Below are 20,681 nucleotides of genomic sequence, written 5' to 3'. Positions count from 1 at the left end.
AGCTTGCCGGTGGGACGGTGGGCATGAATTGGTCCGAACCCGCTTGTTTCAATGTGTGGCCATGTCGGTGCCCCGACGACATGTGCGGCGCGAGGAAACCAAAAAGGTGTTTGAGAGCATGGCTCAGACCTACGCAGGCCAGAAACGTATCCGCAAATTCTACGGCAAGATCCGCGAAGTGCTGGAGATGCCGAACCTGATCGAGGTTCAGAAATCCTCCTATGATCTGTTCCTGAAATCCGGTGACGAACCGCAGCCGCTGGACGGCGAAGGCATCAAGGGTGTCTTCCAGTCGGTCTTCCCGATCAAGGATTTCAACGAAACCGCCGTGCTGGAGTTCGTCAAATACGAGCTTGAGCACCCGAAATACGACGTCGAGGAGTGCCAGCAGCGCGACATGACCTATGCCGCGCCGCTGAAGGTCACGCTGCGCCTGATCGTGTTCGATGTGGACGAAGATACCGGCGCGAAATCCGTCAAGGATATCAAGGAGCAGGATGTGTTCATGGGCGACATGCCCCTGATGACACCCAACGGCACTTTCATCGTCAACGGCACCGAGCGGGTCATCGTCTCCCAGATGCACCGGTCCCCGGGCGTGTTCTTCGACCATGACAAGGGCAAGACCCATTCCTCGGGCAAGCTTCTGTTCGCCTGCCGCATCATCCCCTATCGCGGCAGCTGGCTGGATTTCGAGTTCGACGCCAAGGACATCGTGTTCGCACGGATCGACCGGCGCCGGAAGCTGCCGGTGACTACGCTTCTTTATGCGCTTGGGCTGGATCAGGAAGGCATCATGGATGCCTATTACGACACGGTCGATTTCAAGCTGAAAAAGAACAAGGGCTGGGTCACCAAGTTCTTCCCCGAACGTGTGCGCGGCACGCGCCCGACCAGCGATCTGGTCGATGCGAAGACCGGCGACGTGATCGCCGAGGCGGGCAAGAAAGTCACGCCCCGCGCGGTCAAGCAACTGATCGACGAGGGCAAGGTCACCGAGCTTCTGGTGCCGTTCGAGGGGATCATCGGCCGGTTCGTGGCCAAGGACATCATCAACGAGGAAACCGGCGCGATCTATGTCGAGGCGGGTGACGAGTTGACATGGGAGCTCGACAAGGACGGCGAGGTGACCGGCGGCACGCTGAAAGAGCTGCTGGATGCGGGCGTCACCCACATTCCGGTGCTGGACATCGATAACATCAATGTCGGCCCCTATATCCGCAACACCGTGGCCGCGGACAAGAACCTGAACCGCGAAACCGCGCTGATGGACATCTATCGCGTCATGCGCCCGGGCGAGCCGCCCACGGTTGATGCGGCATCGGCGCTGTTCGATCAGCTGTTCTTCGACAGCGAGCGTTACGATCTCTCCGCCGTTGGCCGGGTCAAGATGAACATGCGTCTGGCGCTCGATGCCGAGGACACACAGCGCACGCTGCGCAAGGAAGACATCATCGCCTGCATCAAGGCGCTGGTCGAACTGCGCGACGGCAAGGGCGATATCGACGATATCGACCATCTGGGCAACCGTCGCGTCCGCTCGGTCGGCGAATTGATGGAGAACCAGTATCGCGTGGGTCTTTTGCGGATGGAGCGCGCGATCAAGGAGCGGATGTCCTCGGTCGAGATCGACACGGTGATGCCGCAGGATCTGATCAACGCGAAACCCGCCGCCGCGGCGGTGCGCGAGTTCTTCGGCTCCTCGCAGCTCAGTCGCAGTTCATGGACCAGACAAACCCGCTCAGCGAAGTCACGCACAAGCGGCGCCTGTCCGCGCTTGGACCGGGCGGCCTGACCCGCGAGCGCGCCGGCTTCGAGGTGCGCGACGTCCACCCGACCCATTACGGCCGGATGTGCCCGATCGAGACGCCGGAAGGCCCGAATATCGGTCTGATCAACAGCCTTGCAACCTACGCACGGGTGAACAAGTACGGCTTCATCGAGACGCCGTACCGCAAGGTCGTGAACGCCAAGGTGACCGACGAGGTCCACTATATGTCCGCCACCGAAGAGATGCGGCATACCGTGGCGCAGGCCAACGCGACGTTGAGCGACAAGGGCGAGTTCATGAACGATCTCGTCTCCACCCGCCAGTCCGGCGAGTACACGCTCGCCCCGCGCGAGAATGTCGACCTGATCGATGTCAGTCCGAAGCAGTTGGTCTCCGTCGCGGCCTCGCTCATCCCGTTCCTTGAGAACGATGACGCGAACCGCGCGCTCATGGGCTCCAACATGCAGCGGCAGGCGGTGCCGCTCTTGCAGGCCGATGCTCCCTTCGTGGGCACCGGTATCGAAAGCGTGGTGGCCAAGGATTCGGGCGCTGCGATCATGGCCAAACGCGGTGGCGTCATCGACCAGGTCGATGCGCAGCGGATCGTTGTGCGCGCCACCGAGGATCTGGAACTGGGCGATGCGGGGGTGGATATCTACCGCCTGCGCAAATTCCAGCGCTCCAACCAGAACACCTGCATCAACCAGCGCCCGCTGGTGAAGGTCGGCGACAAGGTGTCGAAGGACGAGGTGATTGCCGATGGCCCGTCCACGGATATGGGCGAACTGGCGCTCGGCAAGAACGTCGTCGTCGCCTTCATGCCGTGGAATGGCTACAACTACGAGGACTCGATCCTGATCTCCGAGCGGATCGTGCGCGATGACGTCTTCACCTCGATCCATATCGAGGAGTTCGAGGTTGCCGCCCGCGACACCAAGCTGGGGCCGGAAGAGATCACCCGCGATATTCCCAATGTCGGCGAGGAGGCGCTCCGCAATCTCGACGAGGCGGGGATCGTCTATATCGGCGCCGAAGTGGGGCCGGGCGATATCCTTGTCGGTAAGATCACGCCAAAGGGCGAAAGCCCGATGACGCCGGAGGAGAAACTGCTCCGCGCGATCTTCGGCGAAAAGGCGTCGGATGTGCGTGATACATCCCTGCGCCTGCCGCCGGGGGATTTCGGAACGGTCGTGGAAGTCCGCGTCTTCAACCGCCACGGTGTGGAGAAAGACGAGCGGGCCTTGCAGATCGAGCGTGAGGAAGTGGAGCGTCTGAGCCGCGACCGCGATGACGAGCTGCACATTCTGGAGCGCAACATCTACGCGCGTCTGAAGGGGATGATCCTTGGCAAGACGGCCGTGAAAGGCCCCAAGGGCGTGAAGTCCGGTTCGGAAATCACCGAAGAGCTGCTTGGCACCCTGTCGAAGGGGCAGTGGTGGCAGCTGGCCTTGGGGGAAGAACAGGATGCGGCCCATGTGGAAGCGCTGAACGAACAGTTCGAGGCGCAGAAACGCGCGCTGGACCACCGGTTCGAGGACAAGGTGGAGAAGGTGCGCCGGGGTGACGACCTGCCGCCGGGTGTGATGAAGATGGTCAAGGTCTTCATCGCGGTGAAGCGCAAGCTGCAGCCGGGTGACAAGATGGCCGGCCGTCACGGCAACAAGGGCGTGATCTCCAAGGTTGTGCCGATGGAGGACATGCCGTTCCTTGCCGATGGCACGCCCGTCGATTTCGTGCTGAACCCGCTTGGCGTGCCAAGCCGGATGAACGTGGGCCAGATCCTTGAAACCCATATGGGCTGGGCCGCGCGCGGTCTGGGCATCAAGATCGACGAAGCGCTTGGGGAATACCGCCGTACCGGCGACATGACCCCGGTGCAGGACGCGATGAAGATCGCCTATGGCGAGGATGTCTATGCCGAGGCGACCGCCGGAATGGATGACGATCAGATCATCGAGGCGGCGTCCAACGTCACCCGCGGTGTGCCGATCGCCACGCCGGTCTTCGACGGGGCGAAAGAGGCGGACGTGAACGATGCCCTGACCCGTGCAGGGTTCGACACCTCCGGTCAGTCCGACCTGTACGATGGCCGCACGGGGGAGCAATTCTCCCGCCAGGTCACCGTGGGTGTGAAGTATCTGCTGAAACTGCACCATCTGGTCGACGACAAGATCCACGCACGCTCCACCGGGCCCTACAGCCTGGTCACGCAGCAGCCTCTGGGCGGCAAGGCGCAGTTCGGCGGACAGCGCTTCGGCGAGATGGAGGTCTGGGCGCTGGAAGCCTATGGCGCGGCCTACACCTTGCAGGAGATGCTGACCGTGAAGTCGGACGACGTGGCCGGCCGGACCAAGGTCTATGAGAGCATCGTCAAGGGTGAGGACAACTTCGAAGCCGGCGTGCCGGAATCGTTCAACGTTCTCGTCAAAGAGGTCCGCGGCCTGGGCCTCAACATGGAACTCCTGGATGCGGAGGAGGACGAGTAGAGATGCGCGCAAGCGCGTGGCCTACCCGCAGGGTGCGTGATGTCACGCACCCCTCCCCGCACCCTCTGATCGTGAGGAAATAGAATGAACCAGGAACTGACCAACAACCCGTTCAACCCGCTGACGCCGCAAAAGGCTTTCGACGAGATCAAGGTCTCGCTGGCGTCGCCGGAGCGGATCCTGTCGTGGTCCTATGGCGAGATCAAGAAGCCCGAGACCATCAACTACCGGACGTTCAAGCCCGAGCGTGACGGCCTGTTCTGCGCCCGGATCTTCGGACCGGTGAAGGATTACGAGTGCCTTTGCGGCAAGTACAAGCGGATGAAATATCGCGGCGTTGTCTGCGAGAAATGCGGTGTGGAAGTTACGCTGCAGAAGGTTCGCCGCGAGCGCATGGGCCATATCGAACTGGCCGCACCCGTCGCCCATATCTGGTTCCTGAAGTCGCTGCCGTCTCGCATCGGCCTGATGCTGGACATGACGCTGCGCGATCTGGAGCGGATCCTCTATTTCGAGAATTACGTGGTGATCGAACCCGGTCTGACCGATCTCACCTATGGGCAGCTGATGTCCGAGGAAGAGTTCATGGACGCGCAGGACGCCTATGGCGCCGATGCGTTCCAGGCCAATATCGGGGCCGAGGCCATCCGCGAGATGTTGCAGAACATCGACCTTGAGGCCGAGGCCGCGCAGCTGCGTGAGGACCTGAAGGAAGCCACCGGCGAGCTGAAGCCCAAGAAGATCATCAAGCGGCTGAAAATCGTCGAGAATTTCCTGGAATCCGGCAACCGTCCGGAATGGATGATCCTGACCGTCGTGCCCGTGATCCCGCCGGAACTGCGCCCGCTGGTGCCGCTGGATGGCGGTCGGTTCGCAACGTCGGATCTGAACGATCTCTATCGCCGGGTGATCAACCGGAACAACCGTCTGAAGCGGCTGATCGAGCTGCGCGCGCCGGATATCATCATCCGCAACGAAAAGCGGATGCTGCAGGAATCCGTCGACGCTCTGTTCGACAACGGCCGCCGCGGCCGGGTGATCACGGGCGCCAACAAGCGCCCGCTGAAATCGCTCAGCGACATGCTGAAAGGCAAGCAGGGCCGGTTCCGGCAGAACCTCCTGGGCAAGCGCGTCGACTTCTCGGGCCGGTCCGTCATCGTGACGGGGCCGGAGCTGAAGCTGCATCAATGCGGCCTGCCCAAGAAGATGGCGCTGGAGCTGTTCAAACCCTTCATCTATTCGCGGCTTGAGGCCAAGGGTCTGTCCTCCACCGTGAAACAAGCCAAGAAGCTGGTCGAGAAGGAGCGCCCCGAGGTGTGGGATATCCTCGACGAGGTGATCCGCGAACACCCGGTGCTTCTGAACCGGGCGCCCACCTTGCACCGTCTGGGTATCCAGGCCTTCGAGCCCGTGCTGATCGAAGGCAAGGCGATCCAGCTTCATCCGCTGGTCTGCTCGGCCTTCAACGCCGATTTCGACGGCGACCAGATGGCCGTGCACGTGCCCCTCTCGCTGGAAGCGCAGCTTGAGGCGCGTGTCCTGATGATGTCCACGAACAACGTGCTGTCGCCCGCCAACGGCGCGCCGATCATCGTGCCGTCGCAGGACATGATCCTGGGTCTCTACTATGTGACGCTGGAGCGTGAAGGCATGAAGGGCGAAGGCATGGCCTTTGCCAGCGTGGAGGAGGTGGAGCACGCCCTGAACGCGGGCGAGGTGCATCTGCACACCAAGATCACCGCGCGGCTGAAACAGATCGACGAGGAAGGCAACGAGGTCTACCAGCGCTTTGAAACGACCCCGGGCCGGATCCGGCTCGGTTCGCTTCTGCCGCTCAACGCCAAGGCGCCGTTCGAACTGGTCAACCGCCTTCTCCGGAAGAAGGAGGTCCAGCAGGTCATCGACACGGTCTACCGCTATTGCGGCCAGAAGGAGAGCGTCATTTTCTGCGACCAGATCATGACCCTTGGTTTCCGTGAGGCGTTCAAGGCCGGGATTTCCTTCGGCAAGGACGACATGCTGATCCCCGACACCAAATGGGAACTGGTCGACGAGACCCGGAGCCAGGTGAAGGAATTCGAACAGCAATACATGGATGGCCTGATCACCCAGGGTGAGAAATACAACAAGGTCATCGATGCCTGGTCGAAAGCCAACGACAAGGTCACCGATGCCATGATGGCGTCGATCTCGGCCAAGGTCACCGATGAGAACGGAGCCGAACAGGAGCCGAACTCGGTCTACATGATGGCGCATTCCGGTGCGCGTGGCTCGGTCACGCAGATGAAGCAGTTGGGCGGCATGCGTGGTCTGATGGCACGGCCCGACGGATCCATCATCGAGACGCCGATCATCTCGAACTTCAAGGAAGGTCTGACCGTTCTTGAATACTTCAACTCGACACACGGCGCCCGGAAGGGTCTGTCGGACACCGCGTTGAAGACGGCGAACTCGGGCTATCTGACCCGTCGTCTGGTGGACGTGGCACAGGATTGCATCGTGCGGATGCAGGATTGCGGCACGGACAACACGATCACGGCGGAACCTGCCGTGAATGACGGGGAGGTCGTTTCCTCGCTCAGCGAGCGCATTCTGGGCCGGACCTCCGGTGAAGACGTACATGTCCCCGGCAGCGACGAGGTGCTGCTGGTCAAGGGCGAGCTGATCGACGAGCGCAAGGCCGATGCGGTCGAGCAGGCCGGTGTCGTGTCGATGAAGATCCGCTCGCCGCTGACCTGCGAGGCCGAGGAGGGCGTTTGCGCGGCCTGCTACGGTCGCGATCTGGCGCGCGGTACCCGGGTCAACGTGGGCGAGGCCGTGGGCATCATCGCGGCCCAGTCGATCGGGGAACCCGGTACGCAGCTGACGATGCGGACCTTCCACATCGGCGGTGTGGCCCAGGGTGGCCAGCAATCGTTCCAGGAGGCCGGCGCCGAAGGCAAGATCGAGTTCCGCAATGCCAACCTGCTGGAAAACGCAGCCGGTGACATCATCGTCATGGGCCGCAACATGGTTCTGGCGATCATGGACGAGCATGGCGCGGAGCGGGCGAGCTTCAAGCTGGGCTACGGCACCAAGGTCCACGTGGCCGAAGGTGCTCAGGTCAAGCGCGGCGACCGTCTGTTCGAATGGGATCCCTATACCCTGCCGATCATCGCCGAGAAGGCCGGGACGGTGAAATTCGTCGATCTGGTTTCGGGCATCGCCGTCCGGGACGAGACCGATGATGCCACCGGCATGACCCAGAAGATCGTGACCGACTGGCGCGCGGCGCCCAAGGGCAACGAGCTGAAGCCCGAGATCATCGTGATCGGCGACGATGGCGAACCGGTCCGCAACGATGTGGGCAACCCGGTGACCTATCCGATGTCGGTCGACGCGATCCTGTCGGTCGAGGATGGCCAGAAGATCGAAGCGGGTGATGTGGTTGCCCGTATCCCGCGCGAAGGCGCCAAGACCAAGGACATCACCGGTGGTTTGCCCCGCGTTGCGGAATTGTTCGAGGCGCGGCGTCCGAAGGATCACGCGATCATCGCCGAGAAGGACGGCTATGTGAAATTCGGCCGTGACTTCAAGAACAAGCGCCGGATTTCCGTGGTGCCCGCTGACGAGAGTCAGGAGCCGGTGGAATACATGGTGCCCAAGGGCAAGCACATCCCGGTGGCCGAGGGCGATTTTGTCCAGAAGGGCGACTACATCATGGATGGCAACCCGGCGCCCCATGACATTCTGCGGATCATGGGTGTCGAGGCGCTGGCCGACTACCTGATCGACGAGGTGCAGGATGTCTACCGGCTGCAAGGCGTGAAGATCAACGACAAGCATATCGAGGTGATCGTTCGCCAGATGCTGCAGAAATGGGAGATCCTGGATTCAGGGGAAACCACGCTGCTGAAGGGCGAGAACGTCGACAAGGCGGAGTTTGACGAGGCCAATGAAAAGGCGGTGGCCGATGGGCGTCGTCCGGCCCAGGGCGAGCCGATCCTGCTCGGGATCACGAAGGCCAGCCTGCAGACCCGGTCGTTCATCTCGGCGGCGTCGTTCCAGGAAACCACCCGCGTGCTGACCGAAGCCTCGGTGCAGGGCAAGCGCGACAAGCTTGTGGGCCTGAAGGAGAACGTCATCGTCGGCCGTCTGATCCCGGCGGGTACCGGTGGGGCCACGCAGCGGGTGCGGCGGATCGCAAGCGAGCGCGACGCGGTCGTGATCGAGGCGGCCCGTGCGGAAGCGGAAGCGGCGGCGGCTCTGGCAGCCCCTGAGGAAACCGATGCCAGCGAGAGCGCGGCGGAGTAATCCGCCGCGTCTTGTCCGGTAACCCGGTCTTGTGCGGTAAAATGCACCCCCGCCGAAGGAAATCTCGGCGGGGGTTTTTCGTGGCGCTGCCTGTGCCCGGCGTGTCCTTGCCCGGCATCGCAGCCGGTCGGCATCTGATGTGGGGATCGGTCGGGTCTTTGCCGAAACACGCGCGCCATGCCTGCGCCAGACGGGTTGCAAGATTTCGAAAATTGGGCAATCTTCGTAACCTTTCTTCGGTTCGCCCTCAGATAGTCAAGGTTAATGATTTGTTGCCGTTGCGCGGGGGTTTCCCATGGGACGGGTATTGTCCTAGGGTCGGGGCCTGAGGCTGGATCGAAAGACGACATGGCGGGCACAATCAGCAATCAGATCGTCGGCGTCTGCCGGTTCTCCTATCTGGGCGATGGCGGGTTCAACGCCTCCAACCGGTCGCGGGAAGAGCAGGCGGAGCTGCTTTATGCGCCGGACCGGATGCGGGAGCGTTTCGTGTTCTTCGAAACGATCTGCCTGCCGTCGCTCGCGGCGCAGACCGACAAGGACTTCACCCTGATCGCTCTGGTCGGCGATACGATGCCGCAACGCTGGCGACGGCGGCTGAAAGACCTGATGACCCCCTATCCCTTCCTGCAGGTCTGCACGCTGGAGGCGGCGGGGCCGCTCAATTCCACGCGCCGGGCCTTCAAACGGGGCTGGGACAGACAGTCCGACTTCATCACCGGCTTCCGGATCGACGACGATGACGCGGTGGCGGTGGATTACATCGAGAAGACCCGCGCCACGGCGGACAAGCTGTTGGAGATCGGGTGGTGCGATGCGGAAAACCCGGTGGTGATCGCCTATCATCGCGGCATCTACTGGGATCTGAAGGACGTCGAAAACCCGTTCTACGATTTCAGGGAAATCCAGCCCCTTGGGCTGGCCAGCGCGATGATCACGCCGGTGGAAACGCAGACCAATATCTTTCGCTGGAATCACAGGCGTCTTGCCGCATATGCGCGCTGCTGGCTGGACCCGAGCGAACAGATGTTCGTGCGCACGCTGCACGCCCATAACGACAGCGACCGGTCGATCCCGCCGGGCGCCGTGCCGATCCCGCTTCGGCAGGCGCGCAACCATCTCAGGGAGCGGTTCGGACTGGACCCCAAGCGGGTTTTGCCGGTGATGCGGCGGCTGACGGGGCCTCGGACCGGAGAAAGTGCCGAGGAATGAGCCCGAACCTGAAAGGCGCGCTGTTCATGATGGCAAGCATGGCAGGGTTCACACTCAACGACGCTTGCGTGAAACTTCTTGCCGAAGATCTGCCGCTTTTTCAGATCGTGTTTCTGCGCGGCGTGGCGACCACGGCGATGATGGCGGCCATGGTCTGGGCAATGGGCGGGCTTAGCTTTCACATCCCGCGCGGGGACAGAGGCCGCGTGATCTGGCGCACCATCGCGGAGATCGGCGCGATGGTGGCGTTCCTGACCGCCCTGATCAACATGCCCATCGCCAATGTGACGGCGATATTGTCGGCCCTGCCGCTGACTGTGACGCTGGCCGCATACGTGTTTCTGGGCGAGCCGGTGGGCTGGAAACGTCTGTTGGCCATTCTGGCCGGATTTGGCGGTGTCCTGCTGATTGTGCAGCCGGGCGGCGACGGGTTCAGCCTCTACGCGCTGGCGGCGCTTCTGGCCGTGGCGCTGGTTACCGCCCGCGATCTCATCACCAGACGGCTGAGCCGCGACGTGCCGTCGATGGGGGTGGCCGTGATCACCGCGGCGGCGGTGGGCCTGTTCGGGGGCGTGATGTCGATGGGCGAACCCTGGCGGCCGGTCGACCTTGAGGCGGGCATCCTTGTCCTTGCGGCCTCGACCGTCATCATCGCCGCCTATCTTTTCTCGATCATGGTGATGCGGGTGGGCGAGATCGGGTTTGTGGCACCGTTTCGCTACACCTCGCTGGTCTGGGCGCTTTTTCTCGGTTGGCTGGTTTTCGATGAATGGCCGGACAATCTGACGCTGTTGGGCAGCGCGATCGTTGTGGCGACAGGGCTTTTCACGCTATGGCGCGAACAGGTGGCCGCGAAACGGGCGCTGCGGGTCGCGCAGCCTGCAAAACCTGCCCCCGGGCGCTGTTGACAGCCTATCCGATTCCTCCTATACCGCGCGCCACTTGGCAGGGCTGCGTGTAGCGCCCGGATGCCAGACATACAGATTTGAGTGGCCATGATCCGGGCGGTTTGAATGCCCCGATCCTCTGGGAATTCCACCGCGGCGTCCTCCAGGTAGGGAAAGGGCGCATGCGGTTTTGGTGTTTTCGTCATGTGACGTGGCGCCAGTTGACATGAACGAGCAAGACGGGGAACCGAATGCCGACGATCCAACAGCTGATCCGCAAACCGCGGCAGCCGAAAATAAAACGCTCCAAGTCGCAGCACCTGGAAGCCTGTCCGCAGAAACGCGGTGTTTGTACGCGCGTCTACACCACGACCCCGAAGAAGCCGAACTCGGCGATGCGGAAAGTGGCCAAGGTGCGCCTGACGAACGGCTACGAGGTCATCAGCTATATCCCCGGTGAGAGCCATAACCTTCAGGAACACTCGGTGGTCCTGATCCGTGGCGGCCGTGTGAAAGACCTTCCCGGTGTGCGCTACCACATCCTGCGCGGTGTTCTGGATACCCAAGGTGTCAAAGACCGCCGTCAGCGCCGTTCGAAATACGGCGCCAAGCGCCCCAAGTAAGAGGAAACTGCGATGTCCCGCCGTCACGCCGCCGAGAAGCGCGAAGTCCTGCCCGATGCCAAGTTCGGCGATCGGGTCCTGACGAAATTCATGAACAACCTGATGGTCGACGGCAAGAAATCCGTCGCCGAACGCATCGTCTACAACGCGTTTGACCGGGTTGAGGAAAAGCTGAAGCGCGCGCCCGTGGAAGTGTTCCACGAAGCGCTCGACAACATCAAACCCGCGTTGGAAGTTCGCTCCCGCCGGGTGGGTGGCGCCACCTATCAGGTGCCCGTCGAGGTGCGCCCCGAGCGCCGTGAGGCGCTGGCGATCCGCTGGCTGATCAATGCCAGCCGCTCGCGCAACGAAAACACCATGGAAGAGCGTCTGGCGGGCGAACTGATCGACGCCGTGAACTCGCGCGGTTCCGCGGTGAAGAAGCGTGAAGACACCCACAAGATGGCAGATGCCAACAAGGCATTCTCCCACTACCGCTGGTAATCTGCCGGCTCCGCCCGGCGTATGCACAATTTCTGTCTGAGGACTGAACCAAATGGCTCGCGACTATCCGCTCGACCGCTACCGTAACTTCGGGATCATGGCCCATATCGATGCAGGAAAGACGACCTGCAGCGAGCGGATCCTGTATTACACGGGCAAATCCCACAACATCGGCGAGGTGCATGACGGCGCCGCGACGATGGACTGGATGGAGCAGGAGCAGGAGCGTGGGATCACCATCACCTCGGCGGCCACCACCACCTTCTGGGAGCGGACCGAGGACGGCAAGACGCCGGACACCGAAAAGCATCGCCTGAACATCATCGACACCCCTGGCCACGTGGATTTCACCATCGAGGTGGAGCGGTCGCTGGCGGTGCTTGATGGGGCGGTCGCGGTTCTGGACGCCAATGCCGGCGTCGAGCCGCAGACCGAAACCGTGTGGCGCCAGGCCGATCGCTACAAGGTTCCGCGGATCGTCTTCGTCAACAAGATGGACAAGATCGGTGCGGATTTCTTCAACTGCGTCCACATGATCCAGGATCGCACCGGCGCCATTCCCGCCCCGGTCCAGATCCCGATCGGGGCCGAGACCGAGCTGGAAGGCATCATCGACCTGATCACCATGGAAGAATGGGTCTGGGCCGGTGAAGATCTCGGCGCATCCTGGGAAAAGCGCCCGATCCGCGACAGCCTGAAGGCGACAGCCGAAGAATGGCGCGGCAAGCTCATCGAGACCGCGGTCGAGATGGATGACGACGCGATGATGGCGTATCTGGAGGGCGAGGAGCCCGACGTGGAAACGCTTCGCAAGCTGATCCGCAAGGGTACGCTCGGCATCAAGTTCATTCCCGTGCTCTGTGGCTCGGCCTTCAAGAACAAGGGTGTGCAGCCGCTGCTCAACGCGGTCATCGACTTCCTGCCGAGCCCGCTCGATGTGGTCGATTACATGGGCTTCAAACCCGGCGACGAAACCGAGACGCGGAACATTCCGCGCCGCGCCGATGACGACATGGCCTTCTCGGGCCTTGCCTTCAAAATCATGAACGACCCGTTTGTCGGCTCGCTGACCTTCACCCGGATCTATTCGGGCAAGCTCAAGAAGGGCGACACGATGCTCAACTCCACCAAGGGGAAGAAAGAGCGCGTGGGCCGGATGATGATGATGCATTCGAACAACCGCGAAGAGATCGACGAGGCATTTGCCGGCGACATCATCGCCTTGGCGGGCCTGAAGGACACGACGACCGGCGATACGCTGTGCGACGTGAACGATCCGGTCGTGCTGGAAACCATGACCTTCCCCGATCCGGTGATCGAGATCGCGGTCGAGCCCAAGACCAAGGCCGATCAGGAGAAGATGTCTCAAGGTCTGGCCCGTCTGGCCGCCGAGGACCCTTCCTTCCGGGTGGAGACCGATCTGGAATCCGGTCAGACCATCATGAAGGGCATGGGCGAACTGCATCTCGACATTCTGGTCGACCGCCTAAAGCGCGAATTCAAGGTCGAGGCCAATATCGGTGCGCCGCAGGTGGCCTATCGCGAGACCATCGGCCACGAGGTGGAGCATACCTATACCCACAAGAAACAGTCGGGTGGGTCTGGTCAGTTCGCCGAGGTCAAGCTGATCATTTCGCCGACCGAGCCGGGCGAAGGATACTCCTTCGAAAGCCGGATCGTGGGCGGTGCGGTGCCGAAGGAGTACATCCCCGGCGTCGAGAAGGGCATCAAATCGGTCATGGACAGCGGTCCTCTCGCCGGGTTCCCGGTGATCGACTTCAAGGTCGCGCTTGTCGACGGCAAGTTCCACGACGTGGACTCCTCCGTTCTGGCCTTTGAAATCGCCGCCCGCATGGGCATGCGCGAGGGCATGAAGAAAGCCGGCGCGAAGCTTCTGGAGCCGATCATGAAGGTCGAGGTCGTGACGCCCGAGGATTATACCGGCGGCATCATCGGCGATCTGACCTCGCGTCGCGGTCAGGTGACCGGGCAGGAGCCCCGCGGCAACGCGATCGCGATCGCCGCGATGGTGCCGCTGGCCAATATGTTCGGCTATATCAACACTTTGCGGTCGATGTCTTCGGGCCGCGCGCAGTTTACCATGCAGTTCGATCATTACGACCCGGTCCCGCAGAACATCAGCGAAGAGATCCAGTCGCAATACGCATAGACCCGGGATGGCGGGGAGTTCCCCGCCCTACCGACCACCCGTAGGGCGGGGTTGACCCCGCCACCCAGACAGAAAGACAGGAGGCCATCATGGCGAAGGAAAAGTTTGAGCGTTCGAAACCGCATGTGAACATCGGGACGATTGGGCATGTTGACCACGGCAAGACGACGCTGACGGCGGCGATCACGAAGCAGTTCGGCGATTTTCAGGATTACGCGTCGATCGACTCGGCGCCCGAGGAGCGGGCGCGGGGGATCACGATCTCGACGGCGCATGTGGAGTATGAGACCGACGCGCGCCACTATGCGCATGTGGACTGCCCCGGCCATGCGGACTACGTGAAGAACATGATCACCGGCGCGGCGCAGATGGACGGCGCGATCCTGGTGGTGAACGCGGCCGACGGCCCGATGCCGCAGACCCGCGAGCACATCCTTCTGGGCCGCCAGGTGGGCATTCCCTACATGGTCGTGTTCATGAACAAGGTGGACCAGGTCGATGACGAGGAGCTTCTGGAGCTCGTCGAGATGGAGATCCGCGAACTGCTCAGCTCCTACGAGTACCCGGGCGATGACATCCCGATCATCGCGGGCTCGGCGCTGGCCGCGCTGGAAGGCCGCGACCCGGAGATCGGCGAGCAGAAGATCGCCGAGCTGATGCAGGCGGTGGACGACTACATCCCGACACCGGCGCGCGCGGTGGACCAGCCCTTCCTGATGCCGATCGAGGACGTGTTCTCGATCTCGGGCCGGGGTACGGTCGTGACCGGCCGGGTCGAGCGGGGCGTGATCAATGTGGGCGACGAGATCGAGATCGTGGGCATCCGCGACACCACCAAGACGACCTGCACGGGTGTGGAGATGTTCCGCAAGCTGCTGGACCGCGGCGAGGCGGGCGACAATATCGGCGCGCTGCTGCGCGGTGTGGACCGGGACGGCGTGGAGCGGGGCCAGGTACTCTGCAAGCCCGGCTCGGTGACGCCGCACACGAAGTTCGAGGCGGAGGCCTATATCCTGACCAAGGAAGAGGGCGGCCGTCACACGCCGTTCTTCGCGAACTACCGGCCGCAGTTCTACTTCCGGACGACGGATGTGACCGGCACGGTGGAGCTGCCTAGCGGCACGGAAATGGTGATGCCGGGCGACAACCTGAAGTTCACGGTGGAGCTGATCGCGCCGATCGCGATGGAAGACGGTCTGCGCTTCGCCATCCGCGAAGGCGGCCGCACCGTCGGCGCCGGCGTCGTCTCCAAGATCATCGAGTAACAGACCCAAGGGTTCGAAGAGGGGCGGCCATGCGGGCCGCTCCTCCTATCAACTCCAATTGCCTCGAAAGGCTGATAACATGGCAGTCCAAAGCCAAAATATCCGCATCCGGCTGAAGGCCTTTGACTATCGCGTGCTTGATGCAAGCACGCAGGAGATCGTCAATACGGCCAAGCGGACCGGTGCGCAGGTGCGCGGGCCGATCCCGCTGCCGAACAAGATCGAAAAGTTCACGGTCCTTCGCGGGCCACATGTGGACAAGAAAAGCCGCGACCAGTGGGAAATCCGGACCCACAAGCGTCTTTTGGACATCGTTGACCCGACTCCGCAGACCGTGGACGCGCTGATGAAGCTCGACCTGGCCGCCGGCGTCGATGTCGAGATCAAGGTATAAGGGGGGTGACGAGCATGTTGCGCTCTGGAGTGATCGCGAAAAAGGTGGGAATGACCCGCCTGTTCATGGAGGATGGCCGCCAGGTTCCGGTGACTGTTCTTCAACTGGATAAATTGCAGGTGGTGGCGCAGCGCACCCCTGAGAAGGACGGCTATTCGGCCGTTCAGCTTGGCGCAGGCGCCGCCAAGGCCAAGCGCACAAGTGCGCCGATGCGGGGGCATTTCGCCGCCGCCAAGGTGGAGCCCAAGCGCAAGGTGGCCGAGTTTCGGGTGACCCCGGAAAACCTGATCGACGTTGGCGAGGAAATCACCGCCAATCACTATTTCGAAGGTCAGTATGTGGATGTCTCCGGCACCTCCATCGGTAAGGGGTTCCAGGGCGCGATGAAGCGGCACAACTTCGGGGGGCTGCGCGCCTCTCACGGCGTGTCGATCTCTCACCGGTCCCATGGCTCCACCGGGCAGTGTCAGGATCCGGGCCGCGTCTTCAAAGGCAAGAAGATGGCCGGACATATGGGCGCCGCCAAGGTGACCACGCAGAACCTTCAGGTTGTGCGCACGGATGCCGATCGTGGCCTGATCATGATCAAGGGTGCGGTTCCCGGTTCCAAAGGCGGTTGGGTGACGATCAAGGATGCGGTGAAGAAGCCGTTCCCCGAGAACGCCATTCTGCCCGCCGCTCTGAAATCCGCCGCCGCCGAGGCCGCGAGGCTGGCTGAAGAGGCCGCGGCTGCCGCCGCTGCGGAAGAAGCCGCCGCCGCCGAGGCTGCCGCAGCCGAAGCCGCCGCCGCGGAAGAGGCCGCACTGAAAGCCGCCGAGGCGGAGATTGCTGCCGAGAAAGAAGGCAACGCCCCCGCGGCCGAGCCAGAGAAGAAGGACGGTGAAGAATGAAACTCGACGTGATCAAACTGGACGGCAAGAAAGCTGGTTCGGTCGATCTGGGCGAAGACATCTTCGGCCTGGAGCCGCGTGCCGACATTCTGCACCGTGTGGTCCGCTGGCAGCGCAACAATGCGCAGGCCGGCACCCATAAGGTGAAGACCCGGTCCGAGGTGAGCTATTCCACAAAGAAGATCTATCGCCAGAAAGGCACCGGCGGCGCCCGCCACGGGGCACGATCCGCGCCGATCTTCCGGGGTGGTGGCGTCTACAAGGGCCCGGTTGTCCGCAGCCACGGCCACGACCTGACCAAGAAGTTCCGCAAGCTCGGCCTGAAGCATGCGCTTTCGGCCAAGATGGCGGAAGGCTCGCTGGTCGTGATCGACGCCGCCGCACTGGACGCGCCGAAGACATCCGCGCTTGCCAAACAGGTCAAGGAACTGGGCTGGAAGCGCGCGCTGATCATCGACGGGGCCGAAGTGGATGAAAACTTCGCACGTGCGGCGCGGAATATCGAAGGTCTCGATGTGCTGCCGTCCATGGGCGCAAATGTCTATGACATCCTCAAGCGTGACACGCTCGTGCTCACCAAGGCGGGTGTCGAAGCACTGGAGGCACGCCTGAAATGAGCGCTGAAGCATCCCATTACGACGTGATCCGCAAGCCGATCATCACCGAGAAAGCGACAATGGCGTCCGAACAGAACGCCGTGGTTTTCGAAGTGGCAATCGACGCCAATAAACCTGCGATCAAACAGGCCGTTGAGGCGCTGTTCGGTGTGAAGGTCAAAGCGGTCAACACCACGATCACCAAAGGCAAATCCAAGCGGTTCCGGGGCCAACTCGGTCGCCGCAAGGACGTCAAGAAGGCCTATGTGACGCTCGAAGAGGGCAACACGATCGACGTATCCACCGGTCTTTGATTATCACTACAGAAGCATGAAGACCCCAGCCTTGTGAAAGGCTGGGGTCTTATTTTTTTGAGTATCCTCTTTTTTTTTGAGAAAAATTTCCTCGGCCGCCTTTTTGTGGGAATATAGCTTCGCACTTTGCGGATTTCGCTACTAACCAGCGGTTGGCCTCGCCCCCAATATCTAGATGCTAATTGGCTATTTGGGCGCGTTCTCTGCTATAATACTTCAGTGGCGCAATACTGTTTGGGTAATACATCGATGGTTTTCCGAATTCGAAAGAGCTTCAAAGTAGCCCCAGGCATTCGCCTAAATGTCTCGAAGAGCGGGGTGAGCACCAGTTTAGGAGGACGTGGCAGTACCGTGAACCTAAGCTCAAAAGGCGTGCGAACGACAGTGGGTTTGCCAGGGACCGGACTATCCTGGAGCAAGCAACGCGGCTGGTCGGGGAGTGCCGGGCTGTCAACACAGGAGGAATTGCTACAACTTGGCAAGCTCTTAGATGAAGTGGCGAAGAAACTGAACTTGGCCTCGCCGAAAGCCAATAAGATCACAGCTAGTTGGAACAAGGCGCTCGGAACGTTCAGTGGCGGGCGTGGACCAAGCGCCTCGAAGTTTCAGACGCTTCGGAAGCGGTTTGAAACGGCAATCGACGCATATGAAAAACTGGGTCGCTCGACGTATGATCAAGAGGCCACCTTACAGGCTATAAAATCAAGATTAGACAGTATGAGTTTCGGATTGTTCGCCGGCAAGTTGAAGTCTGTACGATCAGATCTGCTTGCCTTGGCACGAGAGCACGAAGCAGGTGTCAAGAAAGTGAATCAAGCAATCAGTAACCTGCGTGCAGAACTACACGACGAACTGGCTGAAGCTGAGGGCTCGTTTTGAGCCTTTTCCGCCGGAATCCCGAGAGTTTTACATGCCTCCTACCTCTTGACCCCCACACCCCCATCCCTTAACAGACCCCATCGGTAAGGCCCCGGATTCGTCCGGGGTTCTGCTTTTGGTCGCAAGGCCAGTAAATTCAGGGACCTCCGGGGCCCTATACATCAAGAGACGGGATCAACCTCCCGCAAAGCAAACGGAAGACAGAAAGCATGGCACTCAAGTCGTATAAGCCGACGACGCCGGGCCAGCGTGGGCTGGTGCTGATCGACCGTTCGGAGCTTTGGAAAGGTCGTCCGGTCAAGTCCCTCACCGAGGGTTTGACCAAGAATGGCGGCCGGAACAATACCGGACGGATCACGATGCGTCGCAAGGGCGGTGGGGCGAAGCGCCTCTATCGCATCGTCGATTTCAAACGGAACAAGATGGATGTCGCGGCAACCATCGAGCGGATCGAATATGACCCGAACCGGACCGCGTTTATCGCGCTGATCAAATATGAAGATGGCGAGCAGGCCTATATCCTGGCCCCGCAGCGTCTGGCGATTGGTGATCAGGTGATCTCGTCGACCAAGGCCGATATCAAGCCGGGTAACGCGATGCCGTTTTCGGGCATGCCGATCGGGACGATCGTCCACAATATCGAGATGAAGCCCGGCAAGGGTGGCCAGATCGCGCGCGCCGCGGGCACCTACGCCCAGTTCGTGGGTCGTGACGGCGGCTATGCGCAGATCCGGCTCTCCTCGGGCGAGTTGCGGCTGGTGCGGCAGGAATGCATGGCCACGGTTGGCGCGGTGTCGAACCCCGACAACTCCAACCAGAACCTCGGCAAGGCGGGCCGCAACCGGCACAAGGGCATCCGCCCGTCCGTGCGCGGTGTCGTGATGAACCCCGTCGATCACCCTCATGGTGGTGGTGAAGGCCGGACATCCGGTGGCCGCCATCCCGTGTCGCCCTGGGGCAAGCCGACCAAAGGCGCCCGGACCCGCAACAAGAACAAAGCGTCGTCGAAGCTGATCATCCGCTCGCGTCACGCCAAGAAGAAGGGGCGCTGATCCATGTCGCGTTCTGTTTGGAAGGGGCCTTTTGTCGACAGCTATGTCCTCAAGAAGGCCGAAGCCTCCCGCGAAAGCGGCCGCAACGAAGTGATCAAGATCTGGTCGCGTCGTTCCACCATCCTGCCCCAGTTCGTGGGCCTCACCTTCGGGGTCTATAACGGCCACAAGCATATCCCGGTGAATGTCACCGAGGACATGATCGGCCAGAAGTTCGGAGAATACTCGCCCACGCGGACCTATTACGGTCACGCCGCCGACAAGAAGGCGAAACGCAAATGAGCAAGGATAAGAATCCCCGCCGTGTGGCGGAAAACGAAGCGATGGCCAAGGCCCGCATGCTGCGCACAAGCCCGCAGAAGCTGAACCTGGTGGCGCAGATGATCCGCGGCAAGAAGGTGGAGAAGGCGCTGGCCGATCTCACCTTCTCGAAAAAGCGGATCGCCGCGGATGTGAAGAAATGCCTTCAGTCCGCCATCGCCAATGCCGAAAACAACCATAACCTGGATGTGGATGAGCTGATCGTGGCCGAGGCCTATGTCGGCAAGAACCTGACCCTGAAACGCGGGCGTCCGCGGGCGCGGGGCCGGTTCGGCCGCATCATCAAGCCGTTCAGCGAGCTGACCATCACGGTCCGCCAGGTCGAGGAGCAAGCGTAATGGGTCATAAGGTCAATCCGATTGGCATGCGCCTGCAGGTGAACCGCACCTGGGACAGTCGCTGGTATGCCGATACGAAGGATTACGGGGATCTTCTTCTGGAAGACATCCGTATGCGTGAGTTCATCAACGAAGAGTGCAAGCAGGCGGGCGTGTCCCGAGTGATCATCGAGCGTCCGCACCGCAAGTGCCGCGTCACGATCCACACCGCGCGCCCGGGCGTCATCATCGGCAAGAAAGGCGCGGATATCGAAACGCTCCGCAAGAAGCTTGCCGCGATGACCGACAGCGAACTGCATCTGAACATCGTCGAGGTGCGCAAGCCCGAACTGGATGCGCAACTGGTGGCAGAGTCGATCGCGCAGCAGCTTGAGCGCCGCGTTTCGTTCCGTCGTGCGATGAAGCGCGCGGTTCAGAACGCCATGCGCATGGGCTCGCTCGGCATCCGTGTGAATGTCGCGGGCCGTCTCGGCGGCGCCGAGATCGCGCGGACGGAATGGTATCGCGAGGGCCGGGTGCCGCTGCACACGCTCCGCGCCGATATCGACTATGCACATGCCGAAGCGAAAACCGCTTATGGCATCATCGGCATCAAAGTCTGGATCTTCAAAGGTGAGATCATGGAGCACGACCCGTCGGCCCGTGATCGCAAGCACCAGGAGCTTCAGGAAGGTGGCGGCCCGCGTCCCCGCCGCGACCGTTGAGGA

At 61.7% G+C, this 20,681-nt stretch carries 16 protein-coding genes and 2 pseudogenes; all 18 read left to right on the top strand.

What is annotated here, in order from left to right; translation table 11 throughout:
* Window positions 1-118: 118 nt before the first annotated feature.
* The 18 genes and pseudogenes from rpoB (at window position 119) to rpsC (ending at window position 20,678) form a co-directional block, all read left to right on the top strand.
* Window positions 119-4,257: pseudogene (gene rpoB, locus ACQ651_RS13215) on the top strand (DNA-directed RNA polymerase subunit beta).
* Window positions 4,258-4,341: 84 nt separating this feature from the next.
* On the top strand, window positions 4,342-8,550 hold the full coding sequence (rpoC, locus tag ACQ651_RS13210; RefSeq protein ID WP_227288005.1) for a DNA-directed RNA polymerase subunit beta': 4,209 nt from the start codon (window positions 4,342-4,344) through the stop codon (window positions 8,548-8,550).
* A 348-nt stretch (window positions 8,551-8,898) separates the two neighbouring features.
* Window positions 8,899-9,762 carry a glycosyltransferase gene (locus ACQ651_RS13205; protein WP_430449516.1) on the top strand — a complete coding sequence of 288 codons (864 nt, stop codon included), beginning with the start codon at window positions 8,899-8,901 and terminating at the stop codon, window positions 9,760-9,762.
* Window positions 9,759-10,670, top strand: a complete 912-nt coding sequence (locus tag ACQ651_RS13200; protein ID WP_227288007.1) for a DMT family transporter — start codon at window positions 9,759-9,761, stop codon at window positions 10,668-10,670. Before ACQ651_RS13205 ends, ACQ651_RS13200 begins: the two co-directional genes overlap by 4 nt.
* A gap of 230 nt (window positions 10,671-10,900) precedes the next feature.
* Window positions 10,901-11,272: a 30S ribosomal protein S12 gene (rpsL, locus tag ACQ651_RS13195; protein WP_121899615.1), complete on the top strand. Its 372-nt coding sequence runs from the start codon at window positions 10,901-10,903 to the stop codon at window positions 11,270-11,272.
* 12 nt (window positions 11,273-11,284) lie between these two features.
* Entirely contained in the window at window positions 11,285-11,755 is a 471-nt protein-coding gene (gene rpsG, locus ACQ651_RS13190) for a 30S ribosomal protein S7 (RefSeq protein ID WP_121899614.1), read from the top strand.
* A gap of 52 nt (window positions 11,756-11,807) precedes the next feature.
* On the top strand, window positions 11,808-13,925 hold the full coding sequence (gene fusA, locus ACQ651_RS13185) for an elongation factor G (protein WP_227288008.1): 2,118 nt from the start codon (window positions 11,808-11,810) through the stop codon (window positions 13,923-13,925).
* An 89-nt stretch (window positions 13,926-14,014) separates the two neighbouring features.
* On the top strand, window positions 14,015-15,190 hold the full coding sequence (tuf, locus tag ACQ651_RS13180; protein ID WP_121899658.1) for an elongation factor Tu: 1,176 nt from the start codon (window positions 14,015-14,017) through the stop codon (window positions 15,188-15,190).
* 79 nt (window positions 15,191-15,269) lie between these two features.
* The gene (gene rpsJ, locus ACQ651_RS13175) at window positions 15,270-15,584 is read left to right on the top strand and encodes a 30S ribosomal protein S10 (protein ID WP_121899052.1); all 315 of its coding nucleotides are present in this window, start codon (window positions 15,270-15,272) and stop codon (window positions 15,582-15,584) included.
* A gap of 14 nt (window positions 15,585-15,598) precedes the next feature.
* Window positions 15,599-16,474 carry a 50S ribosomal protein L3 gene (gene rplC, locus ACQ651_RS13170; protein ID WP_375551536.1) on the top strand — a complete coding sequence of 292 codons (876 nt, stop codon included), beginning with the start codon at window positions 15,599-15,601 and terminating at the stop codon, window positions 16,472-16,474.
* Window positions 16,471-17,091, top strand: coding sequence for a 50S ribosomal protein L4 (rplD, locus tag ACQ651_RS13165; protein WP_121899050.1), 621 nt, complete (start codon window positions 16,471-16,473; stop codon window positions 17,089-17,091). Before rplC ends, rplD begins: the two co-directional genes overlap by 4 nt.
* Entirely contained in the window at window positions 17,088-17,384 is a 297-nt protein-coding gene (locus ACQ651_RS13160) for a 50S ribosomal protein L23 (RefSeq protein ID WP_430449515.1), read from the top strand. The genes rplD and ACQ651_RS13160 overlap by 4 nt, the downstream gene beginning before the upstream one ends.
* A 249-nt stretch (window positions 17,385-17,633) precedes the next feature.
* Window positions 17,634-17,786: pseudogene (locus tag ACQ651_RS13155) on the top strand (DUF4236 domain-containing protein); the annotation flags it as partial.
* A gap of 63 nt (window positions 17,787-17,849) precedes the next feature.
* A complete protein-coding gene (locus ACQ651_RS13150; RefSeq protein ID WP_430450358.1) occupies window positions 17,850-18,263 on the top strand; it encodes a hypothetical protein in 414 nt (137 codons plus the stop codon).
* Window positions 18,264-18,472: 209 nt separating this feature from the next.
* Complete coding sequence (rplB, locus tag ACQ651_RS13145; RefSeq protein WP_430449514.1) at window positions 18,473-19,315, top strand: 50S ribosomal protein L2; 843 nt, start codon at window positions 18,473-18,475, stop codon at window positions 19,313-19,315.
* A 3-nt stretch (window positions 19,316-19,318) separates the two neighbouring features.
* Window positions 19,319-19,597 carry a 30S ribosomal protein S19 gene (gene rpsS / locus ACQ651_RS13140; protein WP_121899047.1) on the top strand — a complete coding sequence of 93 codons (279 nt, stop codon included), beginning with the start codon at window positions 19,319-19,321 and terminating at the stop codon, window positions 19,595-19,597.
* A complete protein-coding gene (gene rplV / locus ACQ651_RS13135) occupies window positions 19,594-19,974 on the top strand; it encodes a 50S ribosomal protein L22 (protein ID WP_227287558.1) in 381 nt (126 codons plus the stop codon). Before rpsS ends, rplV begins: the two co-directional genes overlap by 4 nt.
* Window positions 19,974-20,678 carry a 30S ribosomal protein S3 gene (gene rpsC / locus ACQ651_RS13130; RefSeq protein ID WP_121899045.1) on the top strand — a complete coding sequence of 235 codons (705 nt, stop codon included), beginning with the start codon at window positions 19,974-19,976 and terminating at the stop codon, window positions 20,676-20,678. Before rplV ends, rpsC begins: the two co-directional genes overlap by 1 nt.
* Window positions 20,679-20,681: the final 3 nt, after the last annotated feature.

This window comes from Rhodophyticola sp., assembly GCF_965284195.1.
Taxonomy (GTDB): domain Bacteria; phylum Pseudomonadota; class Alphaproteobacteria; order Rhodobacterales; family Rhodobacteraceae; genus Rhodophyticola.
This window is presented reverse-complemented; position numbering and strand designations above follow the sequence as displayed.

Excerpts from the sequence above, each read along its gene's own strand:
- rpoC (WP_227288005.1), top strand. The coding sequence starts at position 4,342 with ATGAACCAGGAACTGACCAACAACCCGTTCAACCCGCTGACGCCGCAA.
- fusA (WP_227288008.1), top strand. The coding sequence starts at position 11,808 with ATGGCTCGCGACTATCCGCTCGACCGCTACCGTAACTTCGGGATCATG.
- rpsG (WP_121899614.1), top strand. The coding sequence starts at position 11,285 with ATGTCCCGCCGTCACGCCGCCGAGAAGCGCGAAGTCCTGCCCGATGCC.
- ACQ651_RS13200 (WP_227288007.1), top strand. The coding sequence starts at position 9,759 with ATGAGCCCGAACCTGAAAGGCGCGCTGTTCATGATGGCAAGCATGGCA.
- rplC (WP_375551536.1), top strand. The coding sequence starts at position 15,599 with ATGTTGCGCTCTGGAGTGATCGCGAAAAAGGTGGGAATGACCCGCCTG.
- rpsL (WP_121899615.1), top strand. The coding sequence starts at position 10,901 with ATGCCGACGATCCAACAGCTGATCCGCAAACCGCGGCAGCCGAAAATA.
- tuf (WP_121899658.1), top strand. The coding sequence starts at position 14,015 with ATGGCGAAGGAAAAGTTTGAGCGTTCGAAACCGCATGTGAACATCGGG.
- rplV (WP_227287558.1), top strand. The coding sequence starts at position 19,594 with ATGAGCAAGGATAAGAATCCCCGCCGTGTGGCGGAAAACGAAGCGATG.
- rpsC (WP_121899045.1), top strand. The coding sequence starts at position 19,974 with ATGGGTCATAAGGTCAATCCGATTGGCATGCGCCTGCAGGTGAACCGC.
- rplB (WP_430449514.1), top strand. The coding sequence starts at position 18,473 with ATGGCACTCAAGTCGTATAAGCCGACGACGCCGGGCCAGCGTGGGCTG.
- rplD (WP_121899050.1), top strand. The coding sequence starts at position 16,471 with ATGAAACTCGACGTGATCAAACTGGACGGCAAGAAAGCTGGTTCGGTC.
- rpsJ (WP_121899052.1), top strand. The coding sequence starts at position 15,270 with ATGGCAGTCCAAAGCCAAAATATCCGCATCCGGCTGAAGGCCTTTGAC.
- ACQ651_RS13160 (WP_430449515.1), top strand. The coding sequence starts at position 17,088 with ATGAGCGCTGAAGCATCCCATTACGACGTGATCCGCAAGCCGATCATC.
- ACQ651_RS13205 (WP_430449516.1), top strand. The coding sequence starts at position 8,899 with ATGGCGGGCACAATCAGCAATCAGATCGTCGGCGTCTGCCGGTTCTCC.
- rpsS (WP_121899047.1), top strand. The coding sequence starts at position 19,319 with ATGTCGCGTTCTGTTTGGAAGGGGCCTTTTGTCGACAGCTATGTCCTC.